The following is a 15,359-nucleotide window of genomic DNA, read 5'->3' as shown; positions in this document are numbered from 1 at the left end:
ACTGGAGTCAGAAAAATGGCTACTCCTTTGTGGAAGTGGTTTATATGGTTTTTGATGTTCCCATCGTTGTTAGACATTGTTCATGCACAAGAGGGGCTGGAAGTTGCCGCCGAACGGATGCGTGGCGTTGCTATCCGTATCTGGACCGAGGTTGAAGATTTAGATGAAAACGAATCGGTAACTTCTCAAGGTGGATCGGCGTTGATTATTTCTAAAAACTATGTCGTAACAAATGCACATGTCGCATTCGACCGAGATTTTTTTCTTCGGACCATTGGAGATCCATGGGAACAGCGACGGTTTGCAGCTGCAAATCTAAAGTTTTCCTATATCGTTTCATTGGGGCCTGGTAAAGAAATACCAGCCGAAGTGGTTTGGCGCTCTCCCAAAGATGTGGCCATTTTAAAACTCTCGGAGCCAATTGTTCGGGACTTGGTTCCGTTTGTACCGACCAATTGGGTGCGAATGGCACAGACCGTTAATGTGATGGGTTATCCGGCTGCTGCAGACCGAGATGCTGGGGGGGATGACTTTTATATACCTTCCTTAACTCGTGGCATTATCAGCAAAGAAGTCCGAAAAGATGAATATGGGCGGAAGTTGTTCCAAACCGATGCAGCGATCAATGCAGGAAACTCCGGAGGACCCATGTTTAATGCTTGTGGAGAGGTGATTGGCATTAATGTGGAAAAAGCGCTTACGACGATCCGCAATACCCAAGGCGAGGAACAACGTTTAGCCATTGGCGAAGGAATTGGATGGGCGCTTCCGTTTGATGAATGGGTTCAAGGGTTAGATGAATTAAAAATACCGTACACATATGCCGCTGCGCCTTGTTCCGGTATCAGTGAGGGGGGGGTATTACCTGCATCGGGCGTTGCAAATCCGATCAAAGATCGGTTGTACCTGATCGGGCTTTTAGTCGCGATTTTGCTCAGTGTAACTGCGGTCATTTTGGCATTAACCAAAAGAGGACGGGTGATGATGCGTGAAGCAGTAACACGGAGCCGCGAGTTGGTGAGTAGAAGAATTCCATCCGGACGGAGTGCGAAGTTTACTGCTGGGCCTCATGTTCCGGTCTTGGCTTGTGTTGGGGGGTATTATGAAGGGACAACCATAGAATTGGGCGAAAAGCCACTGGCAATTGGCCGGGATGCCCGAATGTGTCAATTGGTGTATCCGCAAGACAAGACCGAGATTAGCCGTCGGCATTGTGTGATCCGATACGAGGAAAAAGACCAAGCTTTTTTCTTAGAAGATTGCTGGTCTAAAAATGGAACCTATGCCTTGAGCAGTGGAAAAATTCCCGGTGGCGAGCAAATCGTGCTGAAAACGGGTGAAAGATTCTATGCAGGGGATTCGGGCAATATGTTTGAAGTAAATTTGGAATCTCTTTCCATGTCTTAATTGTCAAGCGCCATGAGCACTTTGGCAAACAATTCTGCGGTTTCCTCTTGTATGTCCACAATTCTGATTCGTCGAATGGTAGATTTTGGGTTTGTTTTGAAGTAGGAAATGATAGATCCCACGATGACCGTAGCGCATCGCGCAACAGGATAGGCAAATATGCCGCTGCTGATTGCCGGGAGCGAAAGACTTGTTGCGCCCAGGTCATCGGCCTTTTGTAGGGTATTCAAAACAGCAGCAGCCAAAAAAGCATCTTCGTTTTGCTTGCCATCCATCCAGACGGGCCCCACAGTATGAATGATGCCTTTTGTAGGCAAATTGCCCGCACCCGTGACAACAACACCTCCCACAGGAATGGTTCCGTGCTCGCGTACATAGTCGGTACTTTCTGTTTGGATTTCTTTGCCACCTTTTGCGATAATGGCTCCCGCAACACCTCCACCATGACGGAGGCGTCCATTGGCAGCGTTCACGATTAAATCGCTTCGCTCTTCGGTTAGGTCGCCAATACAGGCTTCAAGGGTCACATTCGAGGAGAAAACGTAACGGCTAAGTACAATTGGGTTCATGTTTATGGTTTCAGGTGAAGGTTAATGCAAAATAAAAAAGCCTCTCCAGCAAAAGAAGAGGCTTTCCAAAAAAAGCGTCGAATCTGCTCTTTATTTATCCAGCCCAGGGTTTCTGTTCAGGAATTCCTCGTACAAACGTGTTTGCCGAGATTCAATTTTAATGCTACGACCCACAATAAAGAGGTGAGAAATCTGGGTTTTGGGTTCAAAAGGGTCACCATTGGCAATAAAAAGGGTTGCTTCTTTACCTACTTCGAGCGAACCCAACCGATCGGAAACCCCAAGAATTTCAGCGGGGGTGATCGTAACCGCTTTTAATGCCTCATCCTTTCCAAGGCCATAAGCTGCCGCATACCCAGCAAAAAATGGCAGATTTCGTGCATTTTCGTTTGCTTCGGAACGAAGGGCCACTTTGACGCCTGCCTTATGCATCAAGCCAGGATTGGCATATCCTCGGTCATAACGATCCGAAGCGCGGGCTGGGAAAGAAAAGACACTACCTGCAATCACGGGTATGCCAGCAGTGGCAATCTTATCGGCCACCCGCCAGCCTTCACGGACGCCTGTTAAAACCGCTTTTACATTTCGGGCTTTAACCCATGCCAAGGCCGCTTCGATGTCTTTAGCCGTATTAACTTCGATGAGTAGAGGCCATTCACCTTTAATAACCGGCTGGAGTGCTGCCATTTCGGGTACATATTCGGGGGCTTTGGGATGGTTTCCAGAAGCAAATGCCGTTTGTATGCGGTGGTATTCTTGGGCTTGTTGCCAGAATTGATTAAGATCTTCGATGGCTTTTTGGGCAGCTTTGGTGATTTCCTCATCGGTTCTTCGGTCAAATCCACCAAATCTCCCCGTATTCGGAAAGTTCATGGCAACGCCTTTAAAGCCTGCATACATTTGTTCTGGTGTGTAGCCATGAAGACGAATCAAAGCCGCGGTACCCGGAAACATTCCCCCGGTTGGAACAGCAAGAGAAACCAAAACGCCATTAACCCTTGTCACGGGTATTAGTTCTGAATTTGGATTGATCGCCGTAAGGGCTTGCATTTGTGGGGTTAAATTGCCTAATTCATCATGATCTACTGTTTCGGGCAGAGAATTAACTTCCAAAAGACCTAATTGACTTCCGCCGTCAATCATTCCGGGATACACTGATTTCCCTGCACAATCAATGATTGTTGCACCGTTTGGAATGACAACCGCTTTGCCTAAAGCTGCTATCTTACCGTCTCGGATGAGAAGGGTGGCATTTTCTATTACCCCATTTGTAACGGTTACAAGGCGTGCATTGGTTAATGCGATTGCTTTAGGGTCTGGATCGGGCTGGAATCCAATCAAGACTAAGGCCAATGCAGCAAAAAGAAATTTTAGCATTTTAATTCGGATTACAAGGTATTAAACCCGTTTTATGGTGAAATTTACCGGCAGCGTCATCCGAGAACGTACTTTGGTACGTCCTCTCATACCGGGAACCCAAGGAGGCATATTTTGAATTAATTTGATTGCTTCTTCGTCTAATTCGGGAGAAACCCCTTGCTTAAGGGTAATATTGCTGATATCACCATTTCGTTCAACGTAGAATTCAACAATCACGGTTCCTTCTGTTCCCGCTTGATATGCTGCGTCCGGATAGCGCAAATTAAGGCCAATGTGTTCACCCAATTGTGTTTCGCCGCCAGGGAATTGGGGCGGGGTTTCGGTTTGTGGGCCCAGCAATGAGCACTGAAGCCCGGAAAAGGCAAACAGAAACAGAAAAATAAGAGGTCGTTGTTTTGTCATGATGTTTGTACCTCCGAATAAGCGGCTTAATGCTTGTGTTGGTGAAATATTTTTGCTCCGAGTGTAGCTGCAGATTCCTCCAACAGCCAATCTACACCCTGCATACAGCGGTCGTGAGACTCGGTGGAAAAATCGGCAGCTTCAACAGGTCCATCGGGTCTAATGGAAAGACGCATATCGTCGGGATCCGCATCTCGGTCAAAGCGAACGACTCCGTCCACAATGGTCACTTGGTTGATGGCATAGACGGATAGTGGATGGGCATTGAAAATGGCAATATCCGCATCCTTACCTACCTCAATAGATCCAGCACGTTGCTCAATACCCAACTGTGCAGCCGGGTTTATGGTGATCATGGCCAAGGCTTCATCATCCGACATTCCACCATATTTTTGGGTTTTGGCTGCTTCAAGATTCAGGTGTCGGATAAAGTCGGCAGAATCAGAATTAATCGAAGTCCGAACACCATTCTTTGTTAAGATACTGGCATTATAGGCAGTAGAGTAATAGACCTCCATTTTATACGCCCACCAATCCGCAAAAACAGAAGCCGTAGCCCCGAAGGCGGCCAATTCTGGAGCTACTTTGAATGCCTCGTTTGCATGTTGGAACGTCACTTTTTTGACGCCATAGTCTTTCAAAACCTGCATGAGCATCAGAATTTCATCTGCTCGGTACGAGTGGGCATGAATTAAAATATTGCCTTTGAGAATGTCTGCAATAACTTCACTGCGCAGGTTATAGGCCGGTGGCGGGCCTGTCGGATTCTTTTTATAGGCTTCCCATTCATTCATATACCGCTTCCCGCGCTCAAAAGCATCTCGGATCACATATTCAACGCCCATTCTGGTGGATGGATTAACCCCATTCCCGCGACCATGAACACGGGTAGGGTTCTCACCCAACGCAAACTTGATGGTTCTCGGTGCGCCCTCCATCACCAATGCTTCGGGCAATTTTACGCCATATCGGTGTTTAATGGTTTGGCACTGGCCCCCAATGGCATTGGCCGATCCGTGCATCGCATGGGAAATGGTTGTCCCACCAGCCAATGCGCGGTAAATACTAATGTCTAATGGATTTAGTACGTCCCTGATTTGCACTTCTGCGGTTATGGGGCTGGTGGCTTCATTAACGGCGTCAACGGCTATGTGTGAATGTGCATCAATGATCCCGGGCATCACATAACGTCCAGACGCATCAATCGTTTGATACCCAGTAGGTGCGGTAAGCTTCTTGCCTATTTTTGCAATTTTACCATTGGTTATCAATACGTCAGAACCCTCTAATGTACCTTTGGTGACGGTCAGAATGGTTCCATTTCGGATAAGAAGGTTGCCTTTATCTTGAGCATGAGAAGCCTCAAAGCCCCAAAAAAACAAGACAATCAGGAAGAAATTGAGTTTCATGATCAATTGGGTTTGGTGGTTCTGGTGCCTGTAACGGGGAGGTCGGATTGTAAGGCGGTCACATAAACCGTCCCGCTAAGCGTTTCGCCCTCTAATTTCAACGTAAAGACGATCTCTGAATTTTGGGCATATCCTTTACAGGTAAGGGTCTGACCTTCTAATTTTACGTCTTGTAGCGCTGAATTTTCGTCATTCGTTTTAAGACTGCCTTGAAGGGTGCCTGCCGAAGTGGTAAAAACCAATGTACCTTCTTGGGCTCCGCCAGGTGTTACCACGGAGATTGTCCATGTACCTAAGGCAGTCGAAAATGCACCCGATCCATTCCCTCCTTCGGCATTTGCTCCTTTCTTGGAGGCGTTTTTGGGGTATTTGAAAAGCGATCCTTCCACCATAACCATCCGGATCTGGCTTTTTTCGTCAAATACTGGGCCGTCAGAAAAAATCAGATTTGCAATTTTCCCCTTTTCAATGGAACCCAGTTGTGCTTCAACCCCCAGAATTTTCGCTGGATTGGTGGTGAGGGAGGCCAATAACTGGTTTTCGTTGAGACCGTTTTGTAGGAGGGTGCCAAAGTTCTTTCGAATATTGGAAGCCTTTGCCTCCTTTGTTGAAAAACCAAACAAGATTCCCGACTCCTGAAATACGGATGCTTGGCGGACGTGTTGAAGGTAAATCTTTTTTTGGGTTTGGATTAAACGGCCCGTTTCGGCAGGCGTCTTAGCGTGCGAATCAATACGTTCGTTTGTGGATGCTGCTGAGGTCTTTTCTTTAATCTCTCTTGGGGCTTCGGGCAACTCCAAAGATAAGAAAACGGGCATACTTCGGCTTTTGAGTTGGGGCAATATTTCGTACCCGTTTTTTAGTCCAGCTAAAACGGTTTTATATCCCAGATCGTCTCCCAGCCGGAGTCCTCTTAGTGCATCTATGTAATCATTGGCAAAAAAGATGACCTGCTTTTCGCCCTTTAAGACAGGGAACAAGGCCGTGTGTATCGGATCGGTTACGGGTCGTTGGAGGCCAAATGGATTTTTATGGTATGTGGTTTCGTAAGACAAACTTTGCTTTGCAGCCCCAAACGCCTGGCGCCAAAATGCAAGAATGCCTAAGTCATTGGAGGGATAAACCTGTTGGCCTTGTCCGCGTGCAGCACCAAGCAGTTGGCCCATGAGGGCTACCTGAGGCTGGAAAATCATTTGGTTGGCATTTTGGCCGGAAAGAAAAATGAGGGCGGTTTTTCCTGGCATCATTCTGCCAAAAGGGGCGACCTGTGCGGCGGTAAATCCCAATTTTCGCCATTCATCTACACTGGGGTCCTCAGCTTTGAGGAATGACCGTACATCTATATCTGGTTGTAGGCCAGCCCTGTTATAGTCCGGCTCTCCTGGACGGGGAATGCGGGGGAGAGGCTCTTCTTTGGGGCGTGGGATACCAATGTGAGACAGGCCGTCAATAAATCCGGCATACAGGGTGAGGGAGTCACCTTTAATCTCGATGGCATCATAAGGCACATTGCTAACAGTGCCTACTTGGGTGATCAGGCCATTTTCAATGACAATGGATCCTTTTTCAATAATCTTCCCGGGCGATTGCACAATTCGGGCATTCACAATATGCCAGTTTTTAGAAACAGGCGCAAGGGGTTTTTCTGGACTGGGTTGCGAGAAAACAGGTACGACGATTGTTAACCACACAAACCAATAGCGGCTTAGGCAGCGAAGTTGCATACGGTTATATTTTTTGCTCCTTAGGGGAAAAAAGGAATGTACGTTTATTCGATCGGGCAATCAAGCGTATAAAGGGATTCATTGTAGCCAAGCAATCGGGGACAAAGCTTGTCGTCCTTTAAAAACTGCCAAGAAAAGTGCATTTCCTAATGGCTGATTTTCTTTACCCGATGTGCCGATAAGGCTTCCTTTTTGGATTTGTTGTCCCGGACTAAGGGTAATGGTTGACAAATTGCCATAAACCAGTGAATATCCATTGGTTTCGATAACGACACATTCTCCATATCCGGGCTGAGAAAAAATCTCTTTTACCAAGCCACCAAGTGCAGCACGCACTACGGTTTCGGGTGGAGAAACGATCAGGATACCCACGCCATTAGGATCACTCTTGGGCTTAGATGTGCCTGATAGAATTTCTGAAACCGAAAATGGGGGGAGGTTTTGGTTTTGCGCTTCGGTGGCATTACGGTCATTGACAGACAATGTTTGTACCTGTCGTTTCAACCCTTCCATATAAAGCCGCTTCATGTTTGCAGTATTTTCTATTGCTAAACGTTCATATTGAATGGTATTTAACGTCTTGGCAGCTTGTCCAATTTCCGAATTGAGTTGTTGGTGATATCGTTCTGCCTCTTTTAAGAGTTGCTTGGTGCGCTCTACCAAAAGAGTCGAATTGCGGAGTTGGTTGGCCAATTTTTCTTGGGTATGAATGTATTGCGAAATGCGCTTGTCTCTTTGTTCTTTAATCAGTCTAAAATAATATAAGCGGATAAGCAATTCATTAACGGAACGGGCACTAAACAGCAGGAGTAATTCGTGTTGACGACCGTATTTGTAAAGGTAAATGGCGCGTTTTTGGGTAAATTGAGATTGTTCCTTCAAGAATAGACGGAGTTGGGAGATGCTGTTTTGTAACGAATCTTGCTGAACATACAGGCGTGTTAGGCGAGCAGCGTATTCCGTCATCTGTTGTTCTCGTTGATATAGTTTTTGATCCTTTTGCTGTAGTTTCTTCCACTGCCTGCGTTCCTTCTCGCGGATGGATTCAATGGTTTCTTCCAATGATTCTAATTCTTGGCGCAGGGTGTCTTGTTCAATAGCTGCATATAAACTTATGGTGGATACTTCTGAACCAAAATTATAGGTCGATAAGCCAAGCAGCAGCAAAAGAAACCAATTAACCATTTGACTTTAAGGTTACGTCTATACCATTTACAACTACAAGGTACAGAGAGTAACGACATCCTCTGTACCTGAGTCATCTTACCGAACGGGCATTAACTTAACCTTTTTACGATCTATATTCAAGTCGAAGGAAAGGGATTCTGGATTTAGGTCAAAATTCCGGTGGTATATCTTAACCGTTCGTTTTGCCAAAGGCTGTATCATTTCAACCCTCCTTGGTATGAGTAGCGTCCCAAATGTCGTCGGTTCATGATACAGTATTTGCTCGGTTAGCTCATTCTTACTGTTTCGGAGTTCTATTTTTGACACACGATAACTTCGGGCATCTACCGTAAATTGTTGTCGTAAATCGGTGGTGCGTAATACTATTTGTCCTCCGCTTTGAAAGGCTTCCCATGAAAAACCATTTTCTGGAACGACCGATCCCGTCAAAATCGCCATAATTTGTTCAATGGTTCCAGAAACAGGTAAAAAACGGTTTGCCAGCGAGATGGGGCCATAGGTCAGTTCCTTTTCAATGCGGTTATACACAAAGAAACTATCGCGTGTTACCAAACTGCGTGCCCCTTCAAAGTTTATTGCTGTTGCCCGATAACTGGTATAAAGTCCTTTTCCAGATTCATAGCGCGAGTGTGCGGTCAGGCTTTGTTCTAGTTCCGGTGAATCTATATCCATAGAAGACGTGGCCGTAAGTCGGTTTAGTTTGGGGCGTGCCATTTCCATTCGGGCAATGGTTTCCTCTGCCAATTGTGCCTCGGCTGATTTTTGTGGCGGCGGGGTAGCAGGTCCAACGGGTAGGGGCGGGGTGACGGGAGGATCTACAATGGCTACGTTTTCAATAGGAGGCTTGGGTTCCGAAGGTTTCACCCATGTACTTTGTGTTCCTGCGCCATAAACAGGCTCTATACAAGGTTTTGCGCTTTTGCATCCGGTGAGTAGGATAAAAGCCAGAAAGGGGGTCCAACGAAACGGGCCAAAGGAGGATGAAAAAAATGTATAGGTGTTCATGGGAATATCCTTATTGATTTTGAAATTCCAGTTTGGCACGGATGGTGGCTTGATTAGGATCTAAGATCAAGGCTGCTTGCCATCGCTTACGCGCTTCGAGGAGGTTGCCTTGTTTTTTAAGGAGTTCTCCTTCTTTATCCAACTGGGCGATCTGAAGGGAGACGGCATCCCCAAAATCAGATTTGATGATGGCAGCTGCTTCGGTTAAAATGTTTTGTGCTTCACGGAATTTTGCAGAGGCGATATATGCTTCTGCTTGTGAATGGAGCAAACGAGGCTGTCCAGGGAATAAAAACCCCGCTTCTTGTGCCAATCTAAGGGCCTTATTGGTATCCCCCGCCAAGGTGGATGATTGTATGGCAAGGGCCCATCCCTCTAAATCTCTTGGGTATTTACTCAGCCACATTCCCAATATCTGGGCTGCTTCTTCATATCGGGCTTGTTGAAAACGAACTTTCCCAAGCAAAATCCATGCTTCAGCAAGATTGGGTTGTTCGCTGGTAACCCCTTTAAGGGCTTGTTCCGCCTGAGAAAGGGCTGTAGGATCGGTGTGGATCTGTGCAAAAAATGCTTTTGCATGTTCCAACGTCCAAGCATTGCCTAAAGGAGCGACCTGGACCTCGGCTGAAGCCCGGTTGTCTGTGCCCGAAGTCCCGACCAATTCCTTTAATTTTAACCTTGAAGCCACATCATAGGGGTCTTGTGCAACCACGTCTTGAAGAACCGAGACCATGTCCGATTTACGCTGAAGCCGCTCATATGCGGTAATTAATTTCCGTAAGGAACTTTTATCATAAGGGTCCATAAAGACGACTGGTTGTAAAAGCTCTGATACATCTTGAAAGTTACTTGTTCGTTCATAAAGATCAGCCAGAGTCAGTGTGTATAATAGATTGTCTGGCCGCAATGCTTTTAATCGTTTAAACGTTTCGATGGCGCCTCTGGTATTGCCAGATTTGAGCTGAAACGAAGAAAGCAAAAGCAGGCTTTGGAGATCGGTGGGGTGGTCATTGGCAAATTGTTGCCAAAGTTGTGTTGCACGTGCCGTATCCCCTTGGCGATCGGTAATCTGGGCCAGAAATCCTAAATATTCACGGTTTTCCGGTTTGTTTTGGACGGCCTGTTGTGCAAAGAATAAGGCACTTTGAGGATTGCCATTTTCATAATGTGCTTCGGCCAATGCAAATAATATGGCGGCTTGTGCAGGTGCAGCAACCAATGCCTTCTCGTATGCGGCAATGGCTTCCACATAATCCCGCTGAAAAGCCCGTGTCATCCCCTCGATCATCCACAAGGTGGCTTGATTGGAGGGTTGTTCTGGCTGGGCGGTCTTGGGTTCTTGCGCCCACAATGGAAAAGCGAAGGTGAGCCATAGAATAAAAAATGTGGCACGCATAGCATTGGGTTTTATGACGCGATCATGATGAATGAGGACAGCCTTTCGGCTTCAAAAGATACGATAAAGGATTAACTTCTGTATTAAACGCACGAACGTACAATTTTCTTGCCTTTAAGGTTTGCACTCTTCAAGATAATTCAAGATATTAAACACCTAACCCCCAATCAAAACAATTCAAACAATGGGCGACCACAATATCAATCGTTACTTAGATGAAGAACAACTTAGGCGTTTTACAGCAGCTATTTTACGGGATGTCCGTGCTTTGGAGTACATGCTGGAAAACAACCTTATAGAGACAGGCAAACGCAGAATAGGCGCAGAGCAGGAAATGTTTCTGATTGACGAACATTGGCATCCGGCCATGATTGGGGTGGAAGCACTGGAGAAAATTCAAGACGATCATTACACCAGCGAACTGACGAAATTTAATCTGGAGTTTAATTGCGATCCGCTGCCGTTCGAGGGCAAATCTTTGAGCCAAATGGAAGACCAAATACAAAGGCTCTTGACGTTGGGGAGGAATACTCTTAAACCCTTTCATGCGCATCCGCTGCTCATTGGTATTCTTCCGACGATAACACTCGCAGATCTTTCCTTAGACAATCTGACCCCTAATCCTCGGTATTATGCCTTAAATGAGAGCATTAATCGGTTGCGTGGCGGAGAATTGTTTGAATTTCAGATACGAGGGGAAGATGAACTTCTACTGAAACACGACTCGGTCATGCTCGAAGGTTGCAATACCAGCTTCCAATGCCATTTTCAGGTTGGGCCAGAAGAGTTTGCCAAGATGTATAATATCTCGCAGGCCGTCACAGCGCCCGTAATGGCGGTCTCCTGCTTTTCGCCGATTCTCTTTGGGAAAAGACTTTGGCGCGAAACCCGTATTGCTTTGTTTCAGCAATCTATTGATACGCGAAGTAGCCACCAATATTTGAGGGAAATGAGTCCAAGGGTTCATTTTGGAAATGCTTGGGTAAATGAGTCGGTGTTGGAAATTTATAAGGAAGACATTGCACGCTTTCGCGTCATTATGGCTGATGACAATATTCCGGATCCGTGGGAAGCGATTGAAAAAGGGGAGGTTCCCAAACTACGTGCGCTACAATTACATTATGGAACGGTTTATCGTTGGAACCGGGCTTGTTATGGTGTTGGTGGCGGTAAAGCCCACCTGCGGATCGAAAACCGTGTTATCCCTTCTGGTCCAACACCCGTGGACGAGATGGCCAATGCCGCTTTCTGGTTTGGTCTCATTAATGGCATGGCAGACGCTTATCCAGATGTCCGAAAGGTGATGCGCTTCGACGATGCACGGGGGAATTTTATGAATGCCGCCCGGTATGGTTTAGGGTGCGAATTAATCTGGCTTAATGGAAAACGATTACCAGCGGCAGAGTTGATTTCGAATGAATTGATTCCTCTTGCCACCCAAGGCTTGAAATCGGCCAATATTGTTTCGGAAGACATTGACCGATACATGGGCATTTTATCTGAAAGGGTGGCGTCAAAACAAACCGGGGCCCAATGGTTGGTTTCGTCCTTTAATCACATGGAAAAAGCCACCCGGGCCGAGAAAATGAATGCTTTGGTGGCCTCAACTCTCGAAAACCAAAAAGACAATCAACCTGTGCATACGTGGCCCCTTGCAAATCCAGATTCTGTGCGCAAATCCAAAGCCAATTTCGCCCGTGTGGAACAATACATGACCACAGACCTGATTACGGTGAATGAGGAGGAACTGATTGATTTGGTGGCCTCGCTGATGGTCTGGCGAAAGATCCGCTATATTCTTGTTGAAGACAATGAGCATAAATTGGTGGGAATGGTTTCGCAACGTTCACTGCTGAAATACGTGGTGGGGAATCCTGATCGGGATATATATGCCCCCATACCTGTCAAGCAGGTCATGACACCCAATCCCGTTTACATTTCTCCAGAAACGTCAACCGTAGAGGCCATTTCGATCATGCAGCAAAGAGGCTTTTCGGCATTACCTGTTGTCCGTGATGAAATGCTGGTGGGGATCGTTACAGAAAACGACTTTATGAAAATAGCTTCTGGTTTGATGGAACAAATTTTTGCTGAGAGTGGCAAAAAGCGAAAATCAGCGAAGGAGTAGCATTGGACGACGCACCATCTGGGTTGCTGTTTCCAAACGTAGAAAATAATAGCCACTGGCGAGGTCTCTGGCCTTCAATGTAAACCGTTGGAGGCCTTTTTCAAAGATACCCTCTGCCAAGATGCGGCGTTCTCGCCCCAAAACATCAAAAACGGCTAATCGAATATGCTGAGACGTAGGCAATTCAAGTTCAATTTGTGCAGATTCATTGAATGGATTTGGGAAATGGTGCATTTTAATTGGGCGCTCAGGTGTTTCATCTCGGTCAATGGGGGTTGCTGGAATCGGAATATTCTGCTCATCACTTCTAAAGACCAAAAAAATCTGAGAAAAATCAAAGTCTTTCTGAATAGTACCGGAGCATCTCAGCGAAACTTGCGTGTCAGGATCGCTTTGACAAGGAAAATCTCGTTGCGAAGACCACATCGAAACCAAGCCAAGGCGTTTTTTTATGGCGAAATCTCGTAACGTTTCTGCATGAGCCGTTGTAAATACTTCTCGTACAACATCATTGATGCCCAGCATAGGGGTAACGCCAAGTAAATGCCATAGTTGTTGATCGGAAAGAGGCTTTTCTACATCATTAAAAATGGATTTTAACTGTAAAAATGTACTATCCAACGCCTGGATGGCATAATCCCCCAACTTATCGGGGTCGGGAGCAGCCTCTATTCCGTAATTCATGGTCATTAGGTTGATCCCGGTCAAACGAACACCAGCATCCACGAATGATTTTACGACCGAAAATCCTGCTTCGGTAAGCCCCGAAGGCAGAACGGGTAAGGTGAGCCACAATTTAAGCAAGGGCCTTTTGTCCTGTAATTGTTGTGTGGCTTGTATGCGTTTTTCAATGGAAGTCCTATCGTTGACCCACTTTCCTTCTATGTCAAAATCAAGCTCATTGGTTTCATATGCCGTAAGTATTTCATCCAAGACCCGAAAAAGGGATGCAGCGTCGGGGCACGTAGCTTCGATAGGTGTACCATTTGCGCCTCCAAGGGATAAGGCTGCATGACCGCCATTCTTTCGAAAGGTGCTTAACATTTCTTTTAAATGTACAGGGCCATCTCCCCGTTCTTGTTGGGCTAAAGTGGTACTATAAGAAGTGTAACCGCCCCATTTGGGCATACAGGGTACTCCTGTTTGGTCGTTTACGATAAATCCCATAACGTATCTCCGGACGTTTATTGTGGGAAGTAACGCATTAAAATCGGGTAGCGGCCATAAAGAGGCATCTGTAAAAGGGGCAAATCTTCCTAAGTTTGAGTCTGAGATCTCGAACCTGATGGGGATTGGCGTGGAGGGCGTGCTTGGATAAAGGGCGGGGGTTTGGGGGAACGAAAAAGTTTGAAAAGTGAATGGAGGGTAAATAATAGGCTCTATCTTAACTTCGTATTGACCGGGGCGAAGGTTTTCCCAACGAATGGGGCCATTGGACAAGGAATCCGAGTATATATGGAGGCCATTGGATAATTGAATTGCGCTCCGTTTACGCTTTGGGAGACCAGCAACATCTAACAATAAGGTGGAAGGATTTTCCGGGATAAAGGGGATTAATTCATACGTCAAAAAAACTTCCTGCACTTTTTGGAATATAGGTTTAACTGTTTTTTCTGGATGCGTTAAGCGGGCAATCTGATGGTTGTATCCAGGGTCGGTACTGGAGAAATGATACACGGAATCTGCCAATAGCTCTGTAATTTCTATCATGTTATCCCAAGGAAGAACGTTCTCCCAAAAGAATCCGTTTTTCTGCAAATGAATCACGGGCGGTGGAAGTTGGGGTAGTGGAGGCGGAGGAGTTCTGAAAATTACCTTCGCCCAACGGATGAGCGCTCCCCAAGCCACATTAACAGTGGAGTCAAGGTGTGTTTCCGTAAATTCAAGGTCAAATGGTGGTATTGCTGGAAGCTTAAAGACGCCGGGCTTTTGGATGGTTTCGTTGGATATTTGAAAAACCCCCAATGGTAATGGTTCAATGACGTGGAGGGAATCCCATTTTACCTCGAACCTGAATTCCAGATCAGGGCCTGATAACCGAATATAAGTCGGGGTAGTGGAGACTATCGGATCCGGAATAGGAGGTGTTTTGATTTTTAAGAGGGCCTTTCCGGAAGTCCATATGACAGAGGGCGTTATTAGACGTATACTTTGCCATATGTTAGAGGACGATTCGGTGGTGTCGGTCTTGACCACAATATAGATTTTTTTACCCGGCTCCAAGTGTTCGCCATGTAGTGGGGCGTCTAAAAAATGGAGGGATAAGTGATGCAAAAAACGTTTGGTACTATCTGGATGATCGGTTTGATGGCTTTGCAATACAATATATCCCGGTGTAACCGTTTCAAATTTGCTGGAATCAACCCATGTAGGTTTTTGGGTTCGGAAACGTATCTCCCCGTTTTTTAAAGAAACAGATTGGGTACTTTTGTTCTGGATAAAAAGAGTGATTAAGTCAAAGGGGGCATCAGAAGCCCGTTTTCGGAATAGGGAAACCCGGAATACGCTGGATGAATCGGTGAAGACAGACGTAGAATCGGTTGATGGGGCGTTGAATGTCTTTGCCCAAAGCAGGTTTGCATACGAAACCCCTTGAGTGTGTGTTACCAACAAGACTAATATGGCAAAACGTAGCATAATCTATAATGCCTTGGTTGTGGCAAGTACGGTCATCGTTTGTTGAAAAACAAGAATAAACCGATTTGGCTGAATCTTGGCGTTTCTTTAAAGAGCAAATGGAACCTGAAGGGT

11 protein-coding genes are annotated in these 15,359 nt (G+C 46.1%); 2 read left to right on the top strand and 9 right to left on the bottom strand.

The annotated features are described in order from the left end of the window. The first annotated feature begins 15 nt into the window (after positions 1 to 15). Positions 16 to 1,407, top strand: a complete 1,392-nt coding sequence (locus JNN12_14100) for a trypsin-like peptidase domain-containing protein (GenBank protein MBL7979467.1) — start codon at positions 16 to 18, stop codon at positions 1,405 to 1,407. Here the strand turns inward: JNN12_14100 and JNN12_14095 are convergent. The 8 genes from JNN12_14095 to JNN12_14060 form a co-directional block, all read right to left on the bottom strand. Then, entirely contained in the window at positions 1,404 to 1,976 is a 573-nt protein-coding gene (locus tag JNN12_14095) for a macro domain-containing protein (GenBank protein ID MBL7979466.1), read from the bottom strand. The two genes, JNN12_14100 and JNN12_14095, sit on opposite strands and share 4 nt — an antisense overlap. Positions 1,977 to 2,066: 90 nt before the next feature. Continuing rightward, on the bottom strand, positions 2,067 to 3,353 hold the full coding sequence (locus tag JNN12_14090) for an amidohydrolase family protein (GenBank protein ID MBL7979465.1): 1,287 nt from the start codon (positions 3,351 to 3,353) through the stop codon (positions 2,067 to 2,069). Positions 3,354 to 3,374: 21 nt separating this feature from the next. Continuing rightward, the gene (locus JNN12_14085) at positions 3,375 to 3,758 is read right to left on the bottom strand and encodes an energy transducer TonB (protein ID MBL7979464.1); all 384 of its coding nucleotides are present in this window, start codon (positions 3,756 to 3,758) and stop codon (positions 3,375 to 3,377) included. A gap of 26 nt (positions 3,759 to 3,784) precedes the next feature. Beyond that, positions 3,785 to 5,167: an amidohydrolase family protein gene (locus JNN12_14080; protein MBL7979463.1), complete on the bottom strand. Its 1,383-nt coding sequence runs from the start codon at positions 5,165 to 5,167 to the stop codon at positions 3,785 to 3,787. Between the two features lie 2 nt (positions 5,168 to 5,169). Continuing rightward, complete coding sequence (locus tag JNN12_14075; GenBank protein ID MBL7979462.1) at positions 5,170 to 6,891, bottom strand: amidohydrolase family protein; 1,722 nt, start codon at positions 6,889 to 6,891, stop codon at positions 5,170 to 5,172. 78 nt (positions 6,892 to 6,969) lie between these two features. Then, positions 6,970 to 8,076 carry a peptidoglycan DD-metalloendopeptidase family protein gene (locus JNN12_14070; protein ID MBL7979461.1) on the bottom strand — a complete coding sequence of 369 codons (1,107 nt, stop codon included), beginning with the start codon at positions 8,074 to 8,076 and terminating at the stop codon, positions 6,970 to 6,972. Positions 8,077 to 8,154: 78 nt separating this feature from the next. Further along, positions 8,155 to 9,084 (bottom strand): DUF4292 domain-containing protein, encoded by a 930-nt coding sequence (locus JNN12_14065; protein ID MBL7979460.1) that lies wholly within the window; start codon positions 9,082 to 9,084, stop codon positions 8,155 to 8,157. Between the two features lie 10 nt (positions 9,085 to 9,094). Continuing rightward, the gene (locus tag JNN12_14060; GenBank protein ID MBL7979459.1) at positions 9,095 to 10,480 is read right to left on the bottom strand and encodes a tetratricopeptide repeat protein; all 1,386 of its coding nucleotides are present in this window, start codon (positions 10,478 to 10,480) and stop codon (positions 9,095 to 9,097) included. A 184-nt stretch (positions 10,481 to 10,664) separates the two neighbouring features. On the opposite strand from JNN12_14060, the gene JNN12_14055 reads away from it, so the two are divergent. Next, entirely contained in the window at positions 10,665 to 12,608 is a 1,944-nt protein-coding gene (locus JNN12_14055) for a CBS domain-containing protein (protein ID MBL7979458.1), read from the top strand. Here JNN12_14055 and JNN12_14050 read toward each other — a convergent pair. Next, a complete protein-coding gene (locus JNN12_14050) occupies positions 12,594 to 15,245 on the bottom strand; it encodes a T9SS type A sorting domain-containing protein (protein MBL7979457.1) in 2,652 nt (883 codons plus the stop codon). The two genes, JNN12_14055 and JNN12_14050, sit on opposite strands and share 15 nt — an antisense overlap. Between the last annotated feature and the right edge of the window lie 114 nt (positions 15,246 to 15,359).

The sequence above is a fragment of the Bacteroidetes Order II. bacterium genome, assembly GCA_016788705.1.
Classification (GTDB): Bacteria; Bacteroidota; Rhodothermia; order Rhodothermales; family UBA2364; genus UBA2364.
Note: the sequence above shows the minus strand (reverse complement) of the source record. Positions and strands in the feature narration are given on the sequence as shown.

Bases quoted from the DNA above. Each gene is read 5' to 3' on its own strand.
- JNN12_14075 (MBL7979462.1), bottom strand. From the start codon at position 6,891: ATGCAACTTCGCTGCCTAAGCCGCTATTGGTTTGTGTGGTTAACAATC.
- JNN12_14050 (MBL7979457.1), bottom strand. From the start codon at position 15,245: ATGCTACGTTTTGCCATATTAGTCTTGTTGGTAACACACACTCAAGGG.
- JNN12_14100 (MBL7979467.1), top strand. From the start codon at position 16: ATGGCTACTCCTTTGTGGAAGTGGTTTATATGGTTTTTGATGTTCCCA.
- JNN12_14065 (MBL7979460.1), bottom strand. From the start codon at position 9,084: ATGAACACCTATACATTTTTTTCATCCTCCTTTGGCCCGTTTCGTTGG.
- JNN12_14070 (MBL7979461.1), bottom strand. From the start codon at position 8,076: ATGGTTAATTGGTTTCTTTTGCTGCTGCTTGGCTTATCGACCTATAAT.
- JNN12_14095 (MBL7979466.1), bottom strand. From the start codon at position 1,976: ATGAACCCAATTGTACTTAGCCGTTACGTTTTCTCCTCGAATGTGACC.
- JNN12_14085 (MBL7979464.1), bottom strand. From the start codon at position 3,758: ATGACAAAACAACGACCTCTTATTTTTCTGTTTCTGTTTGCCTTTTCC.
- JNN12_14090 (MBL7979465.1), bottom strand. From the start codon at position 3,353: ATGCTAAAATTTCTTTTTGCTGCATTGGCCTTAGTCTTGATTGGATTC.
- JNN12_14080 (MBL7979463.1), bottom strand. From the start codon at position 5,167: ATGAAACTCAATTTCTTCCTGATTGTCTTGTTTTTTTGGGGCTTTGAG.
- JNN12_14060 (MBL7979459.1), bottom strand. From the start codon at position 10,480: ATGCGTGCCACATTTTTTATTCTATGGCTCACCTTCGCTTTTCCATTG.
- JNN12_14055 (MBL7979458.1), top strand. From the start codon at position 10,665: ATGGGCGACCACAATATCAATCGTTACTTAGATGAAGAACAACTTAGG.